The sequence below is a fragment of the Chamaesiphon minutus PCC 6605 genome, assembly GCF_000317145.1.
Taxonomy (GTDB): domain Bacteria; phylum Cyanobacteriota; class Cyanobacteriia; order Cyanobacteriales; family Chamaesiphonaceae; genus Chamaesiphon; species Chamaesiphon minutus.
The window spans coordinates 2,498,927-2,521,571 of the sequence record NC_019697.1 but is presented as its reverse complement, the minus strand read 5'-3'; the positions used below and the strand labels follow the sequence as shown (position 1 = coordinate 2,521,571).

Here is a 22,645-nt window from a genome sequence, read left to right as displayed (position 1 = left end):
GAAATAATGGGAATGGTTAGTTAAGATTTGGGTGAAAATCGATTCGCAAAGATTGCAGCCAAATTGAGAAAGATTGAGATCGAGTCTCCACAGGAGAGGCTACGCCAACGTAGAGTTCGGCATCCGATCGATTTTCCAAACAAAAGTGACGATCCGATCTGGCGTAGTAGTCGGCGGTATCGGGGTCGGCAGGATTCCAGGGGTAATCGATCGTGGGCGATCTCAACAGACAATTGATTAATTCGGTTTCGATATCAGAGATCGAGCTGTTTTTACGTATGGGTGACATGAGTTTTTTCCTGATATAACGATTGGTTGATTTGTGGAAATAGCTGACTGGATTTAAAAAAAGACGATCGCCACCTCTGACCGCTCTGATGCAGGGTTTAGCCTGCCTTTGGTGGCAATAAAGTGAAGGAAGCGATAAAAACTTCACACCGTCAACCATCGACACTATTTGGTAGTTGGAAATCGAAATTGGGGCTGTCTGCATCGATGACATCGCTCTCCTTCGAGATGCAGCAAGGGGACACAACGGTAAAACTCCCCGCCAGCGAACTGTTAATTCGTTCGATCGATTATTTAGGAATTGGTAAACTATCGATCGCCGATTTAATTACTCCACCCAATTGTTTTAGTAGCGGAATATCTTGGTTGATTTTTGACTCGATTCCTCGGCTGAAATCTCCGCCTGTAAAGAAGTCACCCAATGCTTTAACAACCGATCCAATTAAATTCGACCCGCGCACATCAGCATTGCTAACTTGAACGTTTAACCGAGCGACTTTAATCGGTTCGCTAGAATTATCAATTGTCAGAATCAAATTCATTGTCAGGTCATGAAATACTCGAAAAGATGGATCGGGGATTAATGGAACCGAAACGTGAAATTCTTCGTTATTGTTAGGAATCACTACTCGGACACTAATTTGGTTAGCAGCAGGTCCAGGCTTGACTTCTTTGACTGTAATGTTTCTCAGGTTGACATTGACATCCTTAATCCGCATTCCTGTACCGACGCGTTTACCATTGAGTTCGTCTTTGATTTTTTGAGCGACAACCCCTTTACCGAAGTTATTCCAAACCTTATCGATGGCTTGTTCGATTAAATTGGAATTTTTGAGCACGAAAGCGATCGCGGCTGGATAGTTTGTAGGGGCGGGAGCTGGCTTAGGGGTTGTGGGCTGTGGTTTTGGTCTTGGTCTTGGTCTCGGTTCGCCACTACAGAGCGGCGCGTCGGGAGTTTTATCGCAGTCGATAACGGCACTCGCGGGATTAAAAGTCCCAAATCCTGTTGCCAAAATTAAGCCAGTCAGCGTCGTCGCTATAAAAGTTTTCATTGGTAAATGCACGATGGTTTTTTCCTGGGTCATCTGTGAGTTGTCAGTTGGGTTGATGTCGGTATCAACTTCCTCCATGTCTTTTAGAATATGCGCCCCCAGCTAGTTTGACAGCCAGAAAAGATCGGTAAAAGTCCGCTGTTCGCGATCGGAAAAGATCGGATCTCTACATGTAATTTTTGAAAGATTGGGGCTAGAATAAAGATAGATTCTGGCAGGGTCTTCGCCGATGACAGCAGATGAAGCATTAGCATTACTCGATCGACTGCTTCAAGCTCAAAGTCTCCGCGATCTTCAAGAGCAAGTGTTTCGTCACGCTTGGGAAGGTTGCACCTACCCCAAAATGGCCGAGCTAATCGGTTATGACACTGGATACATCCGCGATGTCGGCTACGAACTATGGCGACAATTGACTCAGGTATTGGGCGAACCCGTCACCAAAAATAATTTGCAAGCAGTACTACGCCGCCGGAGCAACATTGCACCAGAACTAGTGGATCGAGCGGTGTCGGCAGTTGTCGAACCGTCGAATCCCGTCAGCTCAGCTTCGCCCCCAGATCGAGATTGCTATTGGGGCGAGCAGATCGATGTTTCTAGCGTCATTGGGCGCGAAAATGAACTCCAGCAGTTGGCACGATGGCTGGATGACAATTCTAAAGTTAATCCCCTTGAGCCACGTTGTCGGCTGATTTCGATCGTCGGTATGGGTGGCATGGGCAAAACATCATTAGCCGCTAAACTCACTCAAAAGTTAGCAGCCGATCGCAAATTCGAGCGCATTGTCTGGCAATCCTTACGTAATGCCCCACCACTGGATAAAATTCTCTTTCAGCTCATTGCCTTTGTCTCTCACCAACAGCAAACCGCACCTGCGGATACGGTGGATGCTCAGATCTCGCAATTGATAGCATATTTACGCACTACTCGCTGTCTAATTGTCTTCGATAATTTTGAATCGATTCTCGCGGATGGCGGTTATCGTGACGGTTATGCTGGCTATAGCGAACTCCTCCGCCGGATCGCGACCGAACATCATGCTAGTTGTTTATTATTAACCAGTCGGGAAAAACCCCGAACTTTGATTCATTTAGAAGGGGAATCTGGAGCAGTTTGCACGTTAGATTTACTTGGTTTGAGCGATCGAGAAGTGGAAGCGATTGTCTTGCAGACAGGCTACGCCAACGGTACTGCTAATGGTTGTCATACAGCCGATGCCAGCGATTGGCAGCAGTTACAGCAATCTTACTCCGGCAACCCGTTAGCAATTAAAATTGCAGCGACAACAATTCGGGATTTATTTGACGGTAGCGTGAGCACGTTTTTAGAACAGGGGGTAATTCTCTGCAATGGGATTGAGGCTTTACTGGCACAGCAATTCGCTCGATTGTCCCAGATCGAGCGACAGGTAATGTACTGGCTAGCGATCGGGCGCGAAGCTATTTCGATTTCTCAACTATTAGCAGACTTCATTCCTAGCGGATTTCGCTCTCAAGTTTTAGCCGCATTACAATCGTTAGATCGTCAAAGTCTGATTGAAAAAAGTTCGAGCTGCTTTACTTTACAACCCGTGGTGATGGAGTATGTCACTGACATATTTATCGAGCAGATTTGCGAAGAAATTACCACATCTAATGTGGTGATTTTCAATAGTCATGCACTGATTCAGGCTCAGACCAAAGACTATGTACGCGAAAGCCAAGTGCGAATGATTTTAGTGCCGCTGGTCGATCGACTGATGGGTAAATTGCGATCGAAACTAGAAATTAAAAATCAATTAGATCGATTATTAGTGAAACTGCGATCGGAATTTGCGGGGACTAGTGGCTATGCTGGGGGCAATCTAATTAACCTCTACCGTCACTTGCAAATTGACTTGAGTGGGCACGATTTTTCTGGTCTGTGTATTTGGCAAGCTTATCTGCTCGGAATCGATTTACATGACATTAATTTTGCCGATACCGATGTAGCCAAGTCAGTTTTTACTGAAACCTTTGGTAGCATTAACTCACTAGCTTTAAGTCCAGATGGCAACTATCTTGCTAGTGGTGGTTTTAACGGCGATATTTACTTGTGGGATACGCACACTCATCAACTTCAGTCGATCTTGAAAGGTCACATCAGTTTAGTTCATTCCCTGACTTACGCCCCTGTTCGCCTAGCGTCTTCAGCGGAGGATCGCCACATACTGGCAAGCGGCAGTTTCGATGGCACCGTCAGAATCTGGGATTTAGACACTGGTGAGTGCTTGAAGACACTTACCGACCATACCCAGGCGGTATACTCAGTATCATTTAGTCCAGATGGCAAAATCTTGGCAAGCGGTAGCGATGATGGCTCCATCAAAATTTGGGATGTCAACAGTGGGGAGTGTCTGACTAGCCTCCAGTATGAAGATGGGATCGAACCCCAAGATGTCAAGTGTATTGCATTTTGTGTAGATGGTCGCACCATTGCCAGCGGCTGTTCTAAGGGCACTATTCACCTCTGGCAAATCCAGAACGGTAGGCATGGAAAATACTGGAAAATGCTGGCGGGTCATCAAGGCTGGGTTTGGTCTGTAGTATTTAGTCCAGATGGCAAGTTTCTAGCCAGCGGCAGCGATGATACTACAGTCAAAATCTGGGAGATCGATACTGGTGAGTGTTTGGGAACTTTAGTAGGGCACAAAAATGAAGTGAAATCGGTAGCCTTCGATCGCGATGGTCGAAGGCTCATCAGCAGTGGCAAGGATCGTACCATCAAAATTTGGGACATTCAAACTCAAGAGTGCGAGCAGACGCTCATCGGTCATGAGAACGGGCTATGGTCGATTGCCGTCGATCTGAATCGTCAGCTCTTTGCCAGCGGCGGCCAAGACCGCATGATTAGATTTTGGAGTCTAGAGACTGGTCAATGTCTCAAGGTTTTACAGGGGTACTCAAATGCGCTCTTTGCGATCGTCTTTGTCCCGACATTTCATTTACCAGAATCGATCGACCCAAATATTGCGAACCCACCCATATTAATCGCTGGCGGATACTTCGATAAGATGCTCAGACTTTGGAATATTCAAAATAGTGAATATAGGAGTTTTCGAGGTCACACTGACGCGATTAGAGCAGTGGCAGTGAGTCCAGATGGTCGATTCCTAGCTGGTGGCGGTAGCAATGGAGATCCGAAGATTAAACTCTGGAGCGTGCAGGATGGCCAGTGCCTCAGAAATTTATCCGGTCATAGCTACGAAATCCGCTCGATGGCTTTCAGTTCGGACGGTCGAATTCTTGCCAGTGGCAGTACCGATCGCACCATTAGACTTTGGAGTACCCAAACGGGTGAGTGCCTCCAGATTTTGACAGGACACACGCATTGGGTGATGTCATTAGCGTTTGGCTTCCAGCCAGATATCCTGGTTAGTGCTAGTGGCGATCGCACGATTAACTTTTGGAATATCCACACGGGTGAATGTCTGCGGACTTGGCAGGTGGGCAGAGGGATTTGCACGATCGCGTTTAGCCCCAGCGGCGATATTTTGGCTAGTGGTAGTAGCGATCGCACGATTGGACTTTGGAGCATAGCTACGGGTGAATGTTTCCAGGTTTTGCGGGGTCATACGGACATTGTGATGTCTGTGGCTTTTAGTCCAGATGGACGATTGCTAGCCAGCGGCAGTTTCGATCGCACCGTCAGACTTTGGGATCTCCATACGGGTGAATGTCTGCAAGTATTAGAGGGACACGAAAGTGGAGTATTCTCGGTAGCTTTCATCCCTCAACATGGCACCGCTCGAAAGTTGCTAGCTAGTTCTAGTGCTGATGCCACCATTCGCATTTGGGATATCGCTACGGGTGAATGCGTCAAAATCCTTCGCGCTCCTCGACCCTATGAGGGGATGAATATTCGGGGCATCCAAGGATTGACTGCTGCCCAGCAGGAGAATTTAACAGCTTTAGGAGCGATCCTATAGAATCCATTGGCGATCTTTGAGGGCGATCTTCATCTAGAAACGTTTATGTTACATCCGTGCTAAAGGAATCAATCGATCGTAATTCTGTTTAAGGTTCCCAATCGCCCGCAGCACATAACATCGAACGCTTAACAGACAACCTGGCTCGGCGTAGATTGGGGTTGTGATGCTGTATTCTACAGGAGCTTTTCCATTGCGTAGTTGATGAATGTTTCCCCCCGATGAGTCACCTCTTGCTCTTTAACCACTGAAAAACCCATGCGCTGGAAAAACGACTTTGCAGTAATGCTTGCCTCCGTAAATAATCGGCTCACTGACAACTCCACTGCTTTGGCTTCAATTGCCCGATAGATTTGTCTGCCTACGCCGCAACGTTGATAGTTTTTGTGGCAGTAAAAGCAGTCGATATGACCATTTGGTTCTAGCTCTCCAAACCCAGCGATCGCACCCTCATCGTCAGCAACATAGGTAAATCGGCTCGAACACACCTCTACCCAGTTTCTAAAGTAGATATCATCAGGTGCCCACGCCCTAACCTGTTTGCTTGAGTAATCGTGGACATTAATTTCACGAACTGTTTCATGGAACAGTTGCGCTATTTGTGCGGCATCCTGTGCTTCAAACAACCGGATCTCAATCATCATCGTACTCCTTTTCTAGATCGCAATTCACATCGCATCACAAGTTCGCCGTCCTCTTCTTGTCCGGTATAGACAAAACCCATCTTTTCGTAGAACGAACCGGGGCCACCTGTGGTTGGCACACAACTTGTTTCGACCACATCCCCTCCAGGGCGCGTCTTGACGTGTGCGAAGAACAACTCTAACGCCTTTCGCCCGTAACCACGACCTTGGTATCGATCGTCTATCATAAAACGCCAAAGAAAGTACTCTTGCCGAACTACGTCGTCTTCCAACATCAAAAAACCGACTGGCACATCACCAGCGTAGATTGCGCGGAACCAAGCAACCTCTGGATTAAAATGTGCTTCTGCAATAGACATGGCGTTGGATGCTACAAATTGCTCTTGGTACGGGGCTACCTTTAAGCGGACGATATCGCGCCAGTTGTCTTTAGCTATCTCGCGCAGTGTTACTTCAATGCTGGACTCGGACATACAAAGTATCCTCACGAATATCGATCGATTCCTCCTAAAAAGATCTTAAATGGGTTTTATAAAATCCGCTGGCGATCTTTTAGGACGACGATCGGTGTATATGAGCATTGTTAAGCAGATCGATCGAGCTAAAACTTCGATAACTTTAACGCGATCTTTTTGAAAATTTTAGCTCGTAATTTTTCTCCCATTTTTTAGGCAAATAGTTACGATTGAGGTTGCAAATTATATTTCTCGCACAGCTCTTGCACGACGATCGGATCGGGTGGGAAACTGGTAATTCGGGCACCAGCTTCTCGATAGAATGCTTCAGCAATAGTAGGTGAGACGACGATTAGCACGCGCGCTACGGGAGAAACTATTTTAAAAGCGTGAACCATATTGGCTGGAAAATGGGCAACTGCGCCAGCACCGATTGTTTCGTAACGATCGCCGATTTGGATGTCTAATTCGCCCTCCAGGATGTAGAACGTTTCTTCCCAAGGATGTTTGTGGGCGGGTGCCGAACCCCCAACGGTATCGGTCATTTCAAACATCGCATAACGACTGTTGGTATCTTCAGTTGTGATTTTCCACACTACTGTGTGAGTTAGCAATTGGTGCGATTCACCTTCGCCAGATGCAAGGATTTTGGGGTTGGTATGAGTTAATTTAGGTGTCATAATTTTGCTCCAGGGATTGACTTTTGGCGATCTTTTAGGGCGGATCGGTGTGCATGGGTGTTGTTAGGCAACTTCATTGAGACTACAGACCATCAGACAAAGCTGTCCGTTTGGTAATGTACTACTGTAAATATTAGTCAATGCAGAAGCTAGCGATCGAAAGATCTCAAATGGGTTCGATCGGCCAACGGGTGAAATTTGTCGATCGAGAATTGAAGTGTGAGTTGGTGCGCTAGACGGGTTGAAGCTGTTACATGTCTTTTAGAATAAGCTGCCACAAATAGTTTGACAGCCAGAAAAGATCGGAAAAGATCGGATCTGCGATTGTAATTTACGAATTATTCTGACTAGAATAAAGATAGATCCTGGCAGGTTCTTTGCCAATGACAGCAGATGAAGCATTAGCATTACTCGATCGACTGCTCCAAGAACAGAGTCTCCGAGATATTCAAGAGCAGGTATTTCGTCACGCTTGGGAAGGTCGCACATATCCCGTTATGGCAGAGCAGATCGGCTATGATACTGGCTATATCCGCGATGTCGGCTACGAACTGTGGCGACAATTGACTCAGGTATTGGGCGAACCCGTCACCAAAAATAATTTGCAAGCGGTACTGCGCCGCCGGAGCAACATTGCGCCAGAACTAGTGGATCGAGCGATGTCGGCAGTTGTCGAACCGTCGAATCCCGTCAGCTCAGTTAGTCAGAATGAAAATCGAGATTGCTATTGGGGCGATCGGATCGATGTTTCTACTTTCAGAGGCCGCGAAACCGAACTCCAGCAGTTGGAATGGTGGCTGGGTGTAAATGGTGAAGGCGATAGAATCGGGATGTCTTGTCGGCTGATTTCGATCGTGGGAATGGGCGGCATGGGTAAAACCTCATTAGCTGCCAAACTCACTCAAAAGTTAGCCACTTTGACTCAAGCTTTCGAGTGGATTATCTGGCAATCCCTTCGCAATGCCCCGCCTATAGATAAAATTCTCTTTCAACTGATGGCGATTCTCTCCCGCCAACAACAGACCGAACCTGCGGATACTGTGGATGCTCAGATCTCCCAATTAATGGCATATCTGCGCTCTACACGCTGTTTGCTCGTTTTCGATAATTTTGAATCAATTCTCGCCCAGCATCCAGCTAATTCGGCGGCTAGCCATCAGCATGGCAACTATCGGGAGGGTTATGTTGGCTATAGTGAACTGCTCAGACGGATTGCCACCGAACATCATCTGAGTTGTTTATTATTAACTAGTCGGGAAAAGCCCAGTACCTTAATGCCATTAGAAGGCGAATCTACAGCAGTTTGCACGCTGGATTTACATGGTTTGGGTGCGATCGAAGTAGCCGCAATCGGGACTAGCAATGATTGTCATACAGACAATTCCATCGATTGGCAGCACTTCCAGCAATTTTACTCCGGCAACCCGTTAGCGATTAAGATTGCGGCAACCACGATTCGGGATTTATTTGACGGTAGTGTAAGCGCGTTTTTAGCACAGGGCATAATTCTTGGCGATGAGATCGAGGCTTTATTAAGCCAGCACTTCGATCGATTGTCCCAGATCGAGCAGCAAGTATTATACTGGCTAGCGATCGGTCGCGAAGCTGTATCGATCGCGCAATTGTTAGCAGACTTCATCCCCAGCGGCTTTCGTTCTCAAATATTAGGCGCATTACAATCATTAGATCGGCAAAGTCTGATTGAAAAAAGTTCGGGATGCTTTACCCTCCAACCCGCTGTAATGGAGTATGTCACGGCTAAATTTATCGATCTGGTATGTGCGGAAATTAATAATTTAGATGTAGGCATCTTGAATAGCCACACGCTGATTCAGGCTCAGACTAAAGATTATATTCGCGAGAGCCAAATCCGAATGATTTTAGCCCCGCTAATCGATCGACTCATGGGTAAATGGCGATCGAAACTAGAGATTAAACACCAACTCGATCGATTACTGGTGAAATTGCGGTCGGAATTTACTGACACTTGCGGTTATGCAGGCGGCAATCTCATTAACCTTTACCATCATCTGGCGGCTGACTTGAGTGGCTATGACTTTTCCGGTTTGTGTATTTGGCAAGCCGATCTGCTGAATGTGGATTTACACGACATTAATTTTGCCAATACCGATGTGGCCAAGTCAGTCTTCACCGAAACCTTCGGCACCATTCACGCACTAGCTTTTAGTCCAGATGGCAACTGTCTGGCTTGTGGAGATTTCAACGGCGATATTCGCTTGTGGGATACGCGGACTCACCAACTCCAGTCGATCTTGACAGGTCATACCAATTGGGTGCAAGCGGTTACATATAGTCCCGTCGGTCAACTGTTGGCTAGCAGCAGTTTTGACTGCACTGTTAAACTCTGGGATCTGAGTACTGGTGAATGCCTAAAGACGCTAACCGAACATACCCAGGGGGTCTATTCAGTAGCATTTAGTCCAGATGGTACGATCTTGGCTAGCGGCAGCGACGATTGCACTGTCAAACTGTGGGATGTCAATAGCGGACAGTGTGTGACTAGTCTTCAGCATGAAGCCAACCCCGCCCATGACATTAAGTCGGTAACATTTAGTCCTGACGGGCGCATTATTGCTAGTGGTGGTGCCGACTGCTCGATTCAACTCTGGCACATCCAAGATGGCCGCAATGTTACTTACTGGCAAACCCTGACGGGTCATCAAAGCTGGATTTGGTCTGTGGCTTTTAGTCCCGATGGCAAGTTTCTAGCTAGCGGCAGCGACGATACTACCGCCAAACTCTGGGATCTAGCTACTGGTGAGTGCTTGCACACTTTTGTCGGACACAATGATGAATTACGATCGGTCGCCTTTAGTCACGACGGTCGAATGCTCATCAGCGGCAGCAAAGATCGTACCATCCGGTTGTGGGATATCCAATCTGGGCAGCGGGTCAAAACACTAATCGGTCATGAGAATTGGATCTGGGCGATGGCTTTAGATCCCAATCGCCCGATCGTTGCCAGCGGCAGTGAAGACCGGACGATCCGACTTTGGAGCCTAGAATCCGGTCAGTGTCTCAAAGTTATTCAGGGGTACTCAAATACCTTGTTTTCGATCGCTTTAGTGCCCGCGCCCGCGCTCAATCTTGCTAATTCACCCGTATTTGTGGCTGGTGGCTACTTCGATCGACTCGTGAGACTTTGGCAAATCGACACTGGCAAATTTACCAGCTTTAAAGGTCATACCGATGCAATTAGAGCCATCGCAGTCAGTCCAGATGGCAGATGCTTGGCTGGTGGCGGTGGCAGTACCGAGCCGACGATTAAACTTTGGAGCATCCAGGATGGTCGATGTTACCGCAATTTATCCGGTCACACCAACGAAGTCTGGTCGGTTGCCTTCAGTGCGGACGGTCGAATGCTTGCCAGTGGGAGTACAGACCACACGATTAGAATTTGGAGTACCCAAACGGGTGAATGCCTTCAGATTTTGACAGGGCACATGCACTGGGTGATGTCTGTCGTCTTTAATTCCCCAGATCTCCTGGTTAGTGCTGGTTTCGATCGGACGATTAACTTTTGGGATCTTCAGACAGGTGCCTGCGTGCGAACTTGGCAGATAGGGCAATCGATTTGCTCGATCGCGTTTAGTCCCAGCGGCGATCTTTTAGCTAGTGGTAGTATCGAGCGCACGGTTGGGCTGTGGGACGTAGCTACAGGTGCATGTTTGCAAACTTTACTCGGTCATAGCCACTTTGTTTGGTCTGTAGCCTTCAGTCCAGATGGAGGGTTTCTAGCCAGTGGTAGTTTCGATCGTACCATCCGACTTTGGGATCTCCACACGGGTCAATGTCTGCAAGTATTAAAGGGTCACGAAAGTGGGGTATTCTCAGTCGCTTTCATCCCCCAACATGGCACCAATAGCCCCGATCGGCAGTTGCTAGCCAGTTCTAGTGCCGATGCCACCATTCGCATTTGGGATATTACTACAGGGGAATGCGTCAAAATCCTGCGCTCGCCACGACCTTATGAAGGGACGAACATTGCTGGCGTTACAGGTATTACAGATGCACAAAAGGCAACATTGAAAGCATTAGGCGCAGTCGATTCTCCACTGGATCGGTGAAGCTGACGCTAGCTATTCCAATTAAGACATTCGCGAATGCCCCAAATCTCCATTTAATCTACCACTCTGACAGGCTTAATTAGTATCCGATCGAGTAATTGCCAATGATGACTGTACTAATTTTTCTGCATTATATTAGTTTGTTGCGGTGGCTGCACGAGCTGCGTAGCTGCGCCAGTATTAGCCAATTGCAAAAAGGCATTGAGGGGGCCAAAATTGGTAGCATGAACGATCGCGGGAACATCGTAACCTTTGAGATCTACCGAACACTCTTTAAACACCCGATGTTTGCCCAATAACGGTGCTAAGTAACGATAAGTAGAAGCACCAATGGCAATTTCTGCATTGAGATCTTTGGTAATCGCTTCGAGCCGAAATGCTGCATTGACGGTATCGCCCAACGCAGTATAATCAGGTTGGTCGCCACTGCCAGCATTACCGATCATGGCATGACCCGTATTAATCCCCGCGCCAATTTTCAATTCAAAAGGTAACGGATATTGCTGGCTCAACTCTCTAGTCATCTGATTGAGATCGTCTAATGCCAAGAGAATATTCATCATCTCTTGCTTGGTGACGGTTTCCCCATTGTGAAACCACAACGCCATCAAGGCATCGCCGATATATTTATCTACCCAGCTCCCGCGATTGCGAATGATCGCGCCAGCATTGCGGAACCACGCACTCATCACTTCCGATAATAAGTTTTCGTTGGTTTGGCGGGTGAGGATCGTAAAGTTTCGCATATCGACCACCATCACAGACATCAGCTTCCGCAGATGTAAAATAGAAGTGACAGTCCCGTCGAGAGTGCCTTCGGCATCCATTCCCAACGTACCATCAGCTTTGGGATAGTGAAATTCAAATTCAGTTTGGCCGAACGTAATCGTGTCGCCATCGTGGATGGTGACGGGGATACTGACTCTACGACCATTGACAAAGGTGCCGTTACTACTACCTAAATCGATCAGGTAATGATCGCCAGCATCAGTGTATTGAATCATCGCATGGTTGCGAGAAATACAACGATCTTTGACTACAAATTGATTGTCATCCCCCCGACCGACAGTCCAGCAGTTGCCATCAGTTAATGATAGCTGGCGTTGACCGTTGTCAGTGTTAAGGATCAGATAAGGTGAGATGCCCTGGTTCACGGTTGGGTATAGATATGACGGTGAACTAGTAATGGATTGATGGCTGAGGAACTGCGTGCTGCGCTAAATCGATCGGGACGATAATCTAGGCATAGCTGGCAATCCACAGAAACAAACTATCAACGACGATGGTGGTTAAAACTGCGCCACTGAAAGCGTACCAATGCCACTGTTTTGTTCCTAAAGGTATTATACCCACACCTAATAGTAAATTCACGAGTACCACTGCCCAGGCGGTACCCCAAGGCGTGCGAACTTGGGCGATCGCTTGCTGTAAAATGGGCATTGCTAGGCTCGGCTCTACTTGCATCAGTTGTCGCCAATGGTCGATCAGGCCGACTTGATAAAAATATAGATCGGTAATTGCCGTTCCGAGTAAAGAACCGAGGTAGAATAAATTGCCAATCTTACCAAATCCTTTCCACAATCCCCAGATTGCAAACGGTACGCCGATCGATTCGATCGGTAAATGAATGGCTGGGTCCCATCGAAACCAGCCCCAGTAAATCGCTCCAGCCAACCAACTCCAACTAAATCCTAGTATTAAATCCCCCCAAATTTGGCTTTTGGGACGTTGAAACAAGATCGCGCCCAGACAAACCCACGGGATGGTGAGAACAACGCTCAGAACTGGGTAGTGCCGCACTAGCGGAGCTTCGATAAAGACGGGAATGGAGACCAAAAATGCTGCTGCTGCGAGTATGCTCCAAGTTCCCTGAAGTTGCCATCGCCACGTACCTTTATTCTCACCGGAGTTATAGCTGGAGTTAAGCAAAATATTAACGAACGTGTTTACTTAATGTTTATTTATATAAAGTCATTATATGAGCGATCGAGTCGTGGATCAAGGCAATAAACCATGTCCGGCCTCGATTTTGCCCGGTATTCGCCCGATCGAACCCCCGATCTGATTATGAGAGATGACTCGCAGAGGCATTAATTTTTGTGACACAGAGCGGCGATCGGTAGGAAAATACCTATAGAAACATTCACAATCTCAGCAGCTCGATCGCAATTGCGATCGAAATCTATAGCTTTATCATGATTTAAGGATTTACAAGATTTGCTGGATGAGGTTAGCACCGATAACCTACGTCCACTCTTGGCATCAGGATTTTCAGGATTTACAAGATTTGCTGGATGAGGTTATCGGTGCTAACCTGTGTCCCCGCTCCCCTCCACCCTCTACCCTCTACCCTCTCAATGCTACTACCCTTTCGCGATCGAATTAATCAGAGCCAGCTATTCAAGATCGGCATCGTACTAGGTAGTGGTGTCTTGATGGGGATGACATTTGCGCCTGTTGAAGCTTGGTATTTGGCTTGGGTGGCTATTGCGCCATTGTGGTACTTACTGTGCCAACGCGATGGATCGCTAGTTTATGGCTTAGGTTGGGGCGTTGGTTGTTATGGGTTGGCATTGAGTTGGATCTTTGGCATCCATCCGATGACTTGGATGGGGGTTCCTTATTTGGCGAGCTTGGGAATTGCTACTTTTTGCTTAACTTTTATTACTTTATGGGGTGCGAGTTTAGTAACTTTATGGTCGTTAGGTTTGCGGTTTATTTATACCTCAAAACAGCAACTAAATCCCTTTGTGCGTGTAATTTTAGGGACGTCTTTATGGTGTGGATTGGAAGAATTATATAGTCTGACAGATTTATGGTGGTCGCCAATCGCCATGACTCAAAGTCCGCATAATTTAGCCATTCTCCATCTGGGACAATTATCGGGGCCGACTACTATTACTGGCGCGATCGTGTTTATTAATGGTTTAATTGCTGAAGGATGTTTGATAATCAATCGCGATTCTCATGCCGAGAGGCTCTGCCAACGATCGAATCGAAAACTTCGATTGGCATGGCCTTATTTTGGGACGGCGATCGCATCTATTATTATTTTTCATTCGTTCGGGTCGAATTTAGCCGCTCGCCCATTATTGCAGCAAGCTGAATCTGCCATAAAGATCGGCATCATTCAGGGGAATGTCGGTAATGAAGTCAGACATTATCGCTCTGGATACGATCTCGCCATGGAAAATTATACTAAAGGTTATATAGACCTGGCGGAGCAGGGAGTAGCAGCAGTTGTTACGCCAGAAACTGCTTTTCCATATCGCGAAAGTCAGATTCAAAATACACCTTTTTATCGCACGATTTTAGATAAAAAAGTTATTGCCTTCCTCGGTGGATTTGGCGAAGTGGGTAATAAAATAACGAATAGCATCTTAACGATCGATGGTGCGGGACAGATCGTCAGTCGTTATGATAAGTGGAAATTAGTGCCATTAGGTGAATATATTCCGTTCGAGCAATATCTGGGCAAACTTATCGATACAATCTCGCCTTTGGAAGCTCATTTATTAGCTGGCAAATTTGCCCCGATCGTCAATACACCGCTCGGTAATTTTATTTTTGGCATCTGTTATGACTCGGCCTATCCAGAGCATTTTCGCCGTCAAGCGCAGACGGGAGAATTGATTATTACCGCTTCTAATGATGCTCATTATGGTGCGGGAATGCCAGCTCAACACCACGCTCTAGATTTGATGCGAGCGATCGAAACCGATCGGTGGACGGTGCGTGCTAGCAATACTGGTTATTCGGCAGTTATCGATCCGCACGGACGCACCCAATGGATCTCTAAACTCAATGAATTTGCCGCTCACACTCATCGAGTTTATCGTCAAAATACCCAAACTTTATACGTTCGGTATGGTAACTGGTTGACACCGCTATTATTCGCGATCGGATCGATCTTATTCTTCAAATCTACTTCGTCTGCAAAAAGTTCAAATAGTTGAGAGCAGAAATTTTGGTGTTAGCCCAACTCTCAACTATTCGTCGGCGATCGATCGCATATTTGCATCTCCAAGTACGATCGATTGGTGGGTGATACACCGCCAATGACAAGCGAATAGATCTAGTTGCTGCCCGATACTGCCTATCGCGGGTACCGCTGGAAAGGGAAACAATCGATCGAATATCATCCCCGCTCGATCCCGATCGAACTGCACTAAATAAGTGGCGGGTGGCGCGCTCAGTTCTGTCAGCAATCGTTCGCCAAACCGCTGTATCGGTTGCCGATCTCGATCCTCTTCAATCCCACCGATAACCTCCCCATAAATTGGGTCTTGAGCCGTCCAAATTACAGGCAACCACAGATTTCCTCCATCGCCGACTTTGACATCGGTTGTAGTGGCGACTAGGTCGCGGAGTCGCTCGATTTCTTGGCAAGATCTACCGATCGCTCGACCCCAAAATTCAAAAGTCGGCGGGACATCCAATGTTAACGGACAATAAATCGTCTTGGGATCGGCAACTGCTGGTAATTCCGCCACAGCTACAAACTGCACCGAATCAACTAGTTCGCCGATGGCTCCCAACATCGCTACACCCAACCTTTGACTATCTGGCGTCTCATCCAGAATCACCACAGTTCTAGGCATGACTGAGGACTGTCAATGGCTGCTGTGACTGCTGAAGAGTGATATTGGGTAAATCCAACTTAAGATTGGGCACCGACGGGTCGAGATTTATTCCTCTGGCGGCGATCCGATCTGTGACGGCGACTAATTCAGCTTGAAGCTGGCGATTTTCGATCTGCAATGACATAATCTTGTTCTTAATCGGTGCCAACCGCTCGGCAAATTTGCGCGTATAAACCTTGGGTAGCTCCCGAATCACTTGCTCCAACATTTGGCCGCGTTCTGTTAGTTCGCGGATCGTTTGACGCAGTTGTTGGATCTCTAAATCCCTGCGTTGGAGCTGTTCTTGATAAAAGTGAACTTGTTGTTCGACGCCTTGCAATTGTTCGCGCAGCAACCGCACTTCCGCACGATAATCGCCAGCTACTTCTGGTCTGGGCGCATATGGAGTGTTATCTTTGACTAGTCGAAACAGCTCTTGAGACAGTTGCTGGACGAGTTTGTCGCGAGTATTGAGTTCTTCCCGAAACCGAGCGACTTCGGCTTTGAGTGTCGAGATATTGGTAGATTGATTTTTATTCACGGGGGTTCACCATTGTGGTTGAAGTTGACGGATGCTCAAAATCTTGCGCTCTCAAGCATTCGTTGGCAAAGCCTATCCTACGGATAATCGATACTTAACGTTTTTAGCCTTGCGATGCGATACTCGATCGACAAGCCGATGTTGTCAGCCAACATGTCGATCGGGGAAATACCATGACTGTATCAGTTTGTTCGTGTTGTAGCAACAGCAATAGGTAATAGTATGCCTGCCCGATCGGGACTCCGGCGTAGAGATGAAGTAATCTGGATTGTGTGACTATTAATTGAGATAATTAAGATAAATCGCTCATCTCCGATCTGATATGGCAATTATCTCTTCCAAACAGCCAGCCGCCGATGCCGAACAGCCAGCCAAGCAGAGGAAGAACGCTACTCCCAAACCAACTGCTACCCCTACCCAACAAGCTGCTGCCGACACTGAGATCCTGCAAGCCGATATTACCAATCCTGAAGAAAAAATCCAGGAAGAAAGCCTCAGACCTAGTAGCCTCAAAGAATATATCGGTCAAAAAGATCTCAAAGGCGTTCTCGATATTGCCATCCAAGCAGCCAAAGTCCGTCAAGAATCGCTCGATCACTTGTTATTGTACGGGCCGCCAGGACTGGGCAAAACTACCATGTCCCTAATTCTCGCGTCCGAAATGGGCGTAAATTGTAAGATTACCGCAGCTCCAGCCTTAGAACGTCCGCGCGATATCGTGGGGATTCTCATGGCATTGCAGCCGGGAGATATTCTCTTTATCGACGAGATTCATCGCTTACCCCGAATGACGGAAGAAATTCTCTATCCTGCGATGGAAGATTTTCGGTTAGATATTACGGTGGGTAAAGGTAATACTGCCAAAATTCGGAGTATTCCCCTACCTAAATTTACGCTCGTCGGCGCGACCACCAAAGTTGGTTCGCTGACATCGCCACTGCGCGACAGATTTGGACTGGTGCAGAAGTTACGCTTTTATGAAGTGGACGAACTAACGCTCATCGTCCAACGCACGGCAGATATCCTTCAGACAGTGGTAACTGAAGAAGGTGCAGCAGAAATTGCCAGACGCTCGCGCGGTACGCCACGAATTGCCAATCGCTTGCTCAAACGGGTGCGCGATTACGCTCAAGTCAAAGCTCACACCGAAATTGATGGCGCGATCGCCAGTGCCGCCATGGAGATTTATAATGTCGATCCGTTGGGCTTAGATTGGGTCGATCGATTATTACTCACCACGATGGCCGAGCAGTTTAATGGTGGCCCCGTAGGATTGGAAGCTCTAGCCGCATCTACAGGCGAAGATAGTCATACGATCGAAGAAGTCTACGAACCTTATCTACTCCAAATTGGCTATCTCCACCGCACGCCACGCGGACGGGTGGTGACAGCAGCAGCGCGGAAGCATTTGGGTTTGAAAGGGGGAAACGATAACAGCGAGCAGTTATCTTTGCTCGAAGATTGAGAACATCTCGATCGCATTTGGATGCGATGCAAAGATTGTGTTGAATACGAGCGTCAAATATTTAAAAGAGCCAAATTAGTCCGACTTCAACTCAATCTGCCCAGCTTTATGACTCGATTTCCCCACGACCAATTCGCCAAAGATTTTCTAGAGTCATTGCTATCGCCTTTAGGTCAAGTGCAAACCTCTCTAAAAATTAGTGGCGAAGTCCGGGAAGTCGATGTCTATTTCATCCCCGACCCCCAACTTTCACCCATCCAAGAATTAGGAATACTCGCAGAATGCGCGAAAACCACCGTCATCTTTGAACCCTTTCGCAATTCCGTCAAAGTACCGCAAATTCGCGCCTGCATGTCCAAACTATACGACTTGCATAGCTACCTGCTCAGGGATGCCAAAAGACAATCCCAACCAGAACTAGGCGACGATCTTTTACCCAATCTCTGGATTTTAACACCCACCCTATCCGCCCAAATTCTAGAAGGACTCGGTGCTAAATTAGAGCTAGAAAAGTGGGACGAAGGTATCTATCTACTGAGTCCAACTCTCAAGACAGGCATCATCGTTATTCATCAACTACCCCAGACACCAACAACTCTGTGGGTTAGACTATTGGGTAAGGGCAAAGTGCAAGAACGAGCCGTTCGAGAAGTAGCGGCACTACCAGCCGAGCATCCCTATCGAAATAATGCTTTAGATTTACTGGGTAATCTGAAAGTTATCCTAGAAGCCAGAGAAACTATCGAACCAGAAGAGCAGGAGTTAATTATGCAGTTATCACCTTTGTATTTAGAAAAGATTCAGGAAGCGCAACAAATTGGCGAACAAAGAGGCGAACAGAGAGGCGAAATTAAGGGTCGGCAAGATTTCGTGCTGCGCTTGTTAAAGAAACGAGTAGGTGCTGTCTCCGCAGAGGTATTAGTAAGGGTGATGGAATTATCTTTAGAGCAGCTAGAAACTTTATATGATGCAGCTTTAGACTTTACCACAGTTAACGATCTGACAGCTTGGTTAGATCTAAATGGGTGAAAATAGAGATAGAGTAGATGGCTGATAAATCGATCGATTACAAACGTGATGATGAGTACGAAGATCCTTACGAATCGTCAGAATCTGAGACTCCATTGGTTGCGGCAGTTTTAAGTGGAGATGCCAATGCAGTACAGAATCTCATCGATCGAGGTATCGATGTCGATCGATTTGATGCGTGTATTGAGGGATGGGCACTGGGGGTCGCGATCGAACAAAATCGTAGCGATTTAGTTAAGATCTTACTCGATGCTGGAGCCTCTCCAGATGCTGGCGATATCAGTTATAACAGCCTAGAATTAGCCGCTAGACAAAATGATATTGATATTTTTCAGCTATTATTAGCTGCTGGAGCTGATATCAATCAAGAAGGTGAAAACGATCGGCGCATAATTATGACCGTGGCTAAATATGGTAATTTAGCAATGGTAAAGCTATTAGTTGAAGCTGGTGCGGAAGTCAATTTAAGTTATGGTGGCGCACTCTCGATCGCGGCTGAGATCGGAAATCGAGATATTTATGACTATCTCTATCCCTTAGTCAATCGAGAAACGCGTGAATATGCAGATAAATATTGCCAGCCAGAGTTAGAGCAACAAATTAAGAAAGTCGAAAGAGAACAAAGAAAAGATATCGAGCAATTTATTGAAAATGCAAAGTTGGGAGATTTGACAGCAGTTCGACAAGCAATAGCCAGCGGTATCAATATTGATGAGATCGGATCTAAAGGTCAAACAGCTCTGATGTTTGCAGCTTACTATGGGCGAGATAGCGTTATTGAAACGCTAATCGATGCTGGTGCTAATCTCGATCTAACGAGCGATGCTATAAGTGACGAAGAAGGAAGATTAGGTGTGGGGATGACTGCGCTGATGCACGCAGTTAATAGTATTATTGCAAATCGAGATCGCACGATTCAGTTATTAATCGATCGCGGCGCAAATATCGATCTTCAAGGAGAATACGGTAAAACAGCGTTAATGTTCAATAATAACTATCGCCCAGCCCTAAAAGTTTTGATTAGAGCTGGTGCTAATCTCGATCTCAAAGATAGTGAAGGAAATACAGCACTAATGTTAGCAACGTTAGCAGGATACGGCAAAGCAATCGAATTACTCAAAGCTGCGGGTGCGTCGCTGGCTGGATTAAAATAGACTGCACTCTAAAGCACTATTTAACCACTCCATCGGCGACCGTTCGATCTTATTATCGATCTGCGAGCATGTTGGGTTTCGCTTTGCTCTACCCAACCTACGAGGTTATTGTTCCTGTCATCGGCGAACTGGCGATCGCAACTTTGGCAACAGGTATTCTCCCTGCCAGGTATCCCAACCGTCCCGCAACGGCTGCTAAACCCATCGCTTCGGCCATCAGCGGAGCATTCTCGGCACAGGCGATCGCGGTATTGATTAAGAGGGCATCTGCGCCGATTTCCATGGCTTGGGCGGCTTCGCTGGGGGTGCCGATGCCCGCATCGACGACAACGGGGACTTTGGCATTTTCGATGATGATTTGGATATTGGCGAGATTTCTAATCCCTTGTCCCGATCCGATCGGGGAACCCAAGGGCATAACTGTCGCACATCCGGCTTCTTCTAGCCGCTTGGCAAGCAGTGGATCGGCATTAATATAGGGGAGTACGGCGAAGCCTTCTTTGACGAGTTGTTCGGCTGCCTGGAGGGTACCGATCGGATCTGGTAAGAGATATTTACCGTCAGGAATTACTTCGAGTTTGACGAAGTTATTATCTTCCTGTCCCAATAATTTGGCCATCTCTCGACCCAATCTCGCTACCCGCACGGCATCTTCGGCAGTCTGACAGCCAGCGGTATTGGGCAGCATCCAGATTTTAGTCCAATCGATCGCTTCTGCCAAGCCTTCATGTCCGGCGGCTTTGGTTTGGACTCTGCGCACGGCGACGGTGACAATCTCGCAACCGCTGGCGAGAATACTGTGCTGCATCTGTTCGATGCTGCGATATTTGCCCGTACCCGTCATCAGCCGCGAGTTAAAGGTTTTGCCTGCAATAATTAGGGGTCGATCCATGGGAGTGGGGGAGTGGGGGAGTGGGGAGTGGGGGAGTGGGGAGGAGATTTTGGATTGCAGATTGCAGATTGCGGATTGAAACGCAGCTCCAAAACCTAAAGCCTAAAGCCTAAAGCCTAAAGCCTAAAACCTAGCCTCTACCTGCTTCAAATGCTGGACAAAAGCCATCTGGGGTGACTTTAAAGTTGTGGAGTGGCGATCGATTATTATAACAGCGTGAGCCGCGTTGAAAACGACAGTTACCGCAGCAGGGGGTGCCAGGATCGAGATTTAGTTCTTGCTGTCGGGCGAGAATTTCTCGCGGTGAAATGCCTCTGAGGACGATTTCTTCGCCTTGCCATCTGGCTTCGATCGATCCGGTATCGGCGAAATTGTGCCAGCGGGGATCGCTGGCGATCGCATTTGGTAGGGTAATATTAATTTCGCGCTCTAGTTCGATTAATTCGCCCTCGTAATTGGGATCTGTCGGCGGTGCGGGTTGGATGAATGTTTCGCCAATCGGCAGCGAGACTAAAGTTCCGGCGGATGGGGAGTGAAGATGATAGCGGTTTTGTAACTCTTCTAAGCCTGTCAGATCTGCTAAATAAGGAGCCGAACCGTGAACGAACATGACATGTTTGGGGCGGATATTATGGATGAGCTGTGCGGTACCTGCTCCATCGGAGTGTTCGCTCAACAGGTAGGTTTCAACTGCCATTTCTGGAGTTGTGGGGGGGTATATTGTCATCCCGTGTGGCGAGGAAGGCAACAATACCAGCCAAGGCAAGGGATGTCCCTTGGTATAAGTATCGAGATCCGTGTATTTTTCGGTGATGATAATACACTGCCGTTGATGGATATTTGGTAAAGTTTCTGGGGTAAGCTGGCGGACGTGCGGGCGAACTTTTTCATCCCAAAATAGGGACTGATGACGGGCAAAGTTTTGCACCGACGGCGGAAAATGATCCAGCAGTGGTAAATAAGCATCATAAGCTGCGGCGATCGTGCTATCTACCCAAATATCGATATCGCGTCCGGTAAATAGATGGTGAGAGCGCAGGAGAATTAGTAATTCTTGTGCCAGACCGAGCTGAGTTACTGGTAGTATAATCGATTGCTGTTGGCCGATCGCCCGATCGATCCGTGCCATCAGGGTATTTTCTTGTTTGCGGCGATGGGGATGGCGCGCGGTGCCATAACTACCCTCGATAATTAAGACATCGGGGTTGAGATTCCGAATCGCGTCTAGGTGCAAACCTTCTACCAAGCGGGAATTGGATAAGAAAAAGTCGCCCGTGTAGAAGATACTATAGGACTGATAAAATCCGGTATAAGTTAATAACACTGCCGCCGCACCGGGCAAATGTCCGGCGGGAAATAGTTCCGCCGATAAACCATCTGCAAACTCGATCGAGCGTCGCCAGGGCAAAGCTTGGCTCAGATGTGGGACGTCAGCTTTGTCATCCAACCAATTTAGCGGTAGCAAATGGCTGGTGACTTCACTGGTATAAATTGGTAACTGAGGAAAAGCACGATGTAGATCTAGCAAGCCTCTAGCATGATCCGCGTGAGCGTGGCTACAGATGACTAAATCGCAAATCGGCTGTCCATCGACGCCGATCAGGGGCGTAATGTCTCTCAAGCCACAATCGAGTAAGATCCGATACGGCCCCATTTTGACGAGCAAACACACGCCCTCATCACTATGGCCGACGCCATAGGGCAAGCAAACTAGATCTTCATTACCAGAATGGGACAGGGTAGACAAGGGAAAAGTCCAGAATAAAGCCGACGCCGCTATGTCAAGATCCGA

General features: G+C 47.4%; 17 protein-coding genes. 6 read left to right on the top strand and 11 right to left on the bottom strand.

Annotated features, from left to right (window positions below; translation table 11 throughout):
* Window positions 1-16: 16 nt before the first annotated feature.
* Together CHA6605_RS11670 and CHA6605_RS11665 are read right to left on the bottom strand one after the other, a co-directional pair.
* A complete protein-coding gene (locus CHA6605_RS11670) occupies window positions 17-289 on the bottom strand; it encodes a hypothetical protein (RefSeq protein WP_041547951.1) in 273 nt (90 codons plus the stop codon).
* Window positions 290-578: 289 nt separating this feature from the next.
* The gene (locus tag CHA6605_RS11665; protein WP_015159643.1) at window positions 579-1,418 is read right to left on the bottom strand and encodes a hypothetical protein; all 840 of its coding nucleotides are present in this window, start codon (window positions 1,416-1,418) and stop codon (window positions 579-581) included.
* Between the two features lie 151 nt (window positions 1,419-1,569).
* Between CHA6605_RS11665 and CHA6605_RS11660 the strand changes: the two genes are divergently transcribed.
* Window positions 1,570-5,283, top strand: coding sequence for a WD40 domain-containing protein (locus tag CHA6605_RS11660; protein WP_015159642.1), 3,714 nt, complete (start codon window positions 1,570-1,572; stop codon window positions 5,281-5,283).
* A gap of 176 nt (window positions 5,284-5,459) precedes the next feature.
* Here the strand turns inward: CHA6605_RS11660 and CHA6605_RS11655 are convergent, their stop codons facing one another.
* From CHA6605_RS11655 to CHA6605_RS11645, 3 genes are all read right to left on the bottom strand, one after another.
* A complete protein-coding gene (locus tag CHA6605_RS11655) occupies window positions 5,460-5,924 on the bottom strand; it encodes a GNAT family N-acetyltransferase (RefSeq protein ID WP_015159641.1) in 465 nt (154 codons plus the stop codon).
* Window positions 5,924-6,400 carry a GNAT family N-acetyltransferase gene (locus CHA6605_RS11650; protein WP_015159640.1) on the bottom strand — a complete coding sequence of 159 codons (477 nt, stop codon included), beginning with the start codon at window positions 6,398-6,400 and terminating at the stop codon, window positions 5,924-5,926. Before CHA6605_RS11650 ends, CHA6605_RS11655 begins: the two co-directional genes overlap by 1 nt.
* 206 nt (window positions 6,401-6,606) lie before the next feature.
* A complete protein-coding gene (locus CHA6605_RS11645; RefSeq protein ID WP_015159639.1) occupies window positions 6,607-7,062 on the bottom strand; it encodes a cupin domain-containing protein in 456 nt (151 codons plus the stop codon).
* A gap of 383 nt (window positions 7,063-7,445) precedes the next feature.
* Between CHA6605_RS11645 and CHA6605_RS11640 the strand changes: the two genes are divergently transcribed.
* The gene (locus CHA6605_RS11640) at window positions 7,446-11,150 is read left to right on the top strand and encodes a WD40 domain-containing protein (protein ID WP_015159638.1); all 3,705 of its coding nucleotides are present in this window, start codon (window positions 7,446-7,448) and stop codon (window positions 11,148-11,150) included.
* A gap of 116 nt (window positions 11,151-11,266) precedes the next feature.
* Here CHA6605_RS11640 and CHA6605_RS11635 read toward each other — a convergent pair whose 3' ends face one another.
* Window positions 11,267-12,304, bottom strand: a complete 1,038-nt coding sequence (locus CHA6605_RS11635; protein WP_015159637.1) for an adenylate/guanylate cyclase domain-containing protein — start codon at window positions 12,302-12,304, stop codon at window positions 11,267-11,269.
* A gap of 85 nt (window positions 12,305-12,389) precedes the next feature.
* A complete protein-coding gene (locus CHA6605_RS11630; protein ID WP_015159636.1) occupies window positions 12,390-13,079 on the bottom strand; it encodes a DUF3120 domain-containing protein in 690 nt (229 codons plus the stop codon).
* Window positions 13,080-13,507: 428 nt separating this feature from the next.
* Between CHA6605_RS11630 and lnt the strand changes: the two genes are divergently transcribed.
* Complete coding sequence (gene lnt / locus CHA6605_RS11625) at window positions 13,508-15,106, top strand: apolipoprotein N-acyltransferase (protein ID WP_157259968.1); 1,599 nt, start codon at window positions 13,508-13,510, stop codon at window positions 15,104-15,106.
* 33 nt (window positions 15,107-15,139) lie between these two features.
* Here the strand turns inward: lnt and CHA6605_RS11620 are convergent, their stop codons facing one another.
* Window positions 15,140-15,751 (bottom strand): hypothetical protein, encoded by a 612-nt coding sequence (locus CHA6605_RS11620; protein WP_015159634.1) that lies wholly within the window; start codon window positions 15,749-15,751, stop codon window positions 15,140-15,142.
* Window positions 15,744-16,313 (bottom strand): Npun_F5560 family protein, encoded by a 570-nt coding sequence (locus tag CHA6605_RS11615; RefSeq protein ID WP_015159633.1) that lies wholly within the window; start codon window positions 16,311-16,313, stop codon window positions 15,744-15,746. Before CHA6605_RS11615 ends, CHA6605_RS11620 begins: the two co-directional genes overlap by 8 nt.
* 322 nt (window positions 16,314-16,635) lie before the next feature.
* On the opposite strand from CHA6605_RS11615, the gene ruvB reads away from it, so the two are divergent.
* The 3 genes from ruvB to CHA6605_RS11600 are packed head-to-tail and all read left to right on the top strand — an operon-like array spanning window position 16,636 to window position 19,961.
* The gene (gene ruvB, locus CHA6605_RS11610; RefSeq protein WP_015159632.1) at window positions 16,636-17,778 is read left to right on the top strand and encodes a Holliday junction branch migration DNA helicase RuvB; all 1,143 of its coding nucleotides are present in this window, start codon (window positions 16,636-16,638) and stop codon (window positions 17,776-17,778) included.
* A 21-nt stretch (window positions 17,779-17,799) separates the two neighbouring features.
* The gene (locus CHA6605_RS11605; protein ID WP_015159631.1) at window positions 17,800-18,807 is read left to right on the top strand and encodes a DUF4351 domain-containing protein; all 1,008 of its coding nucleotides are present in this window, start codon (window positions 17,800-17,802) and stop codon (window positions 18,805-18,807) included.
* A gap of 17 nt (window positions 18,808-18,824) precedes the next feature.
* Window positions 18,825-19,961: an ankyrin repeat domain-containing protein gene (locus CHA6605_RS11600; protein WP_015159630.1), complete on the top strand. Its 1,137-nt coding sequence runs from the start codon at window positions 18,825-18,827 to the stop codon at window positions 19,959-19,961.
* A gap of 97 nt (window positions 19,962-20,058) precedes the next feature.
* On the opposite strand, the gene CHA6605_RS11595 is transcribed toward CHA6605_RS11600, so the two are convergent.
* Window positions 20,059-20,853, bottom strand: a complete 795-nt coding sequence (locus tag CHA6605_RS11595; protein ID WP_015159629.1) for a thiazole synthase — start codon at window positions 20,851-20,853, stop codon at window positions 20,059-20,061.
* Window positions 20,854-20,983: 130 nt separating this feature from the next.
* Entirely contained in the window at window positions 20,984-22,600 is a 1,617-nt protein-coding gene (locus CHA6605_RS11590; RefSeq protein ID WP_015159628.1) for an MBL fold metallo-hydrolase, read from the bottom strand.
* Between the last annotated feature and the right edge of the window lie 45 nt (window positions 22,601-22,645).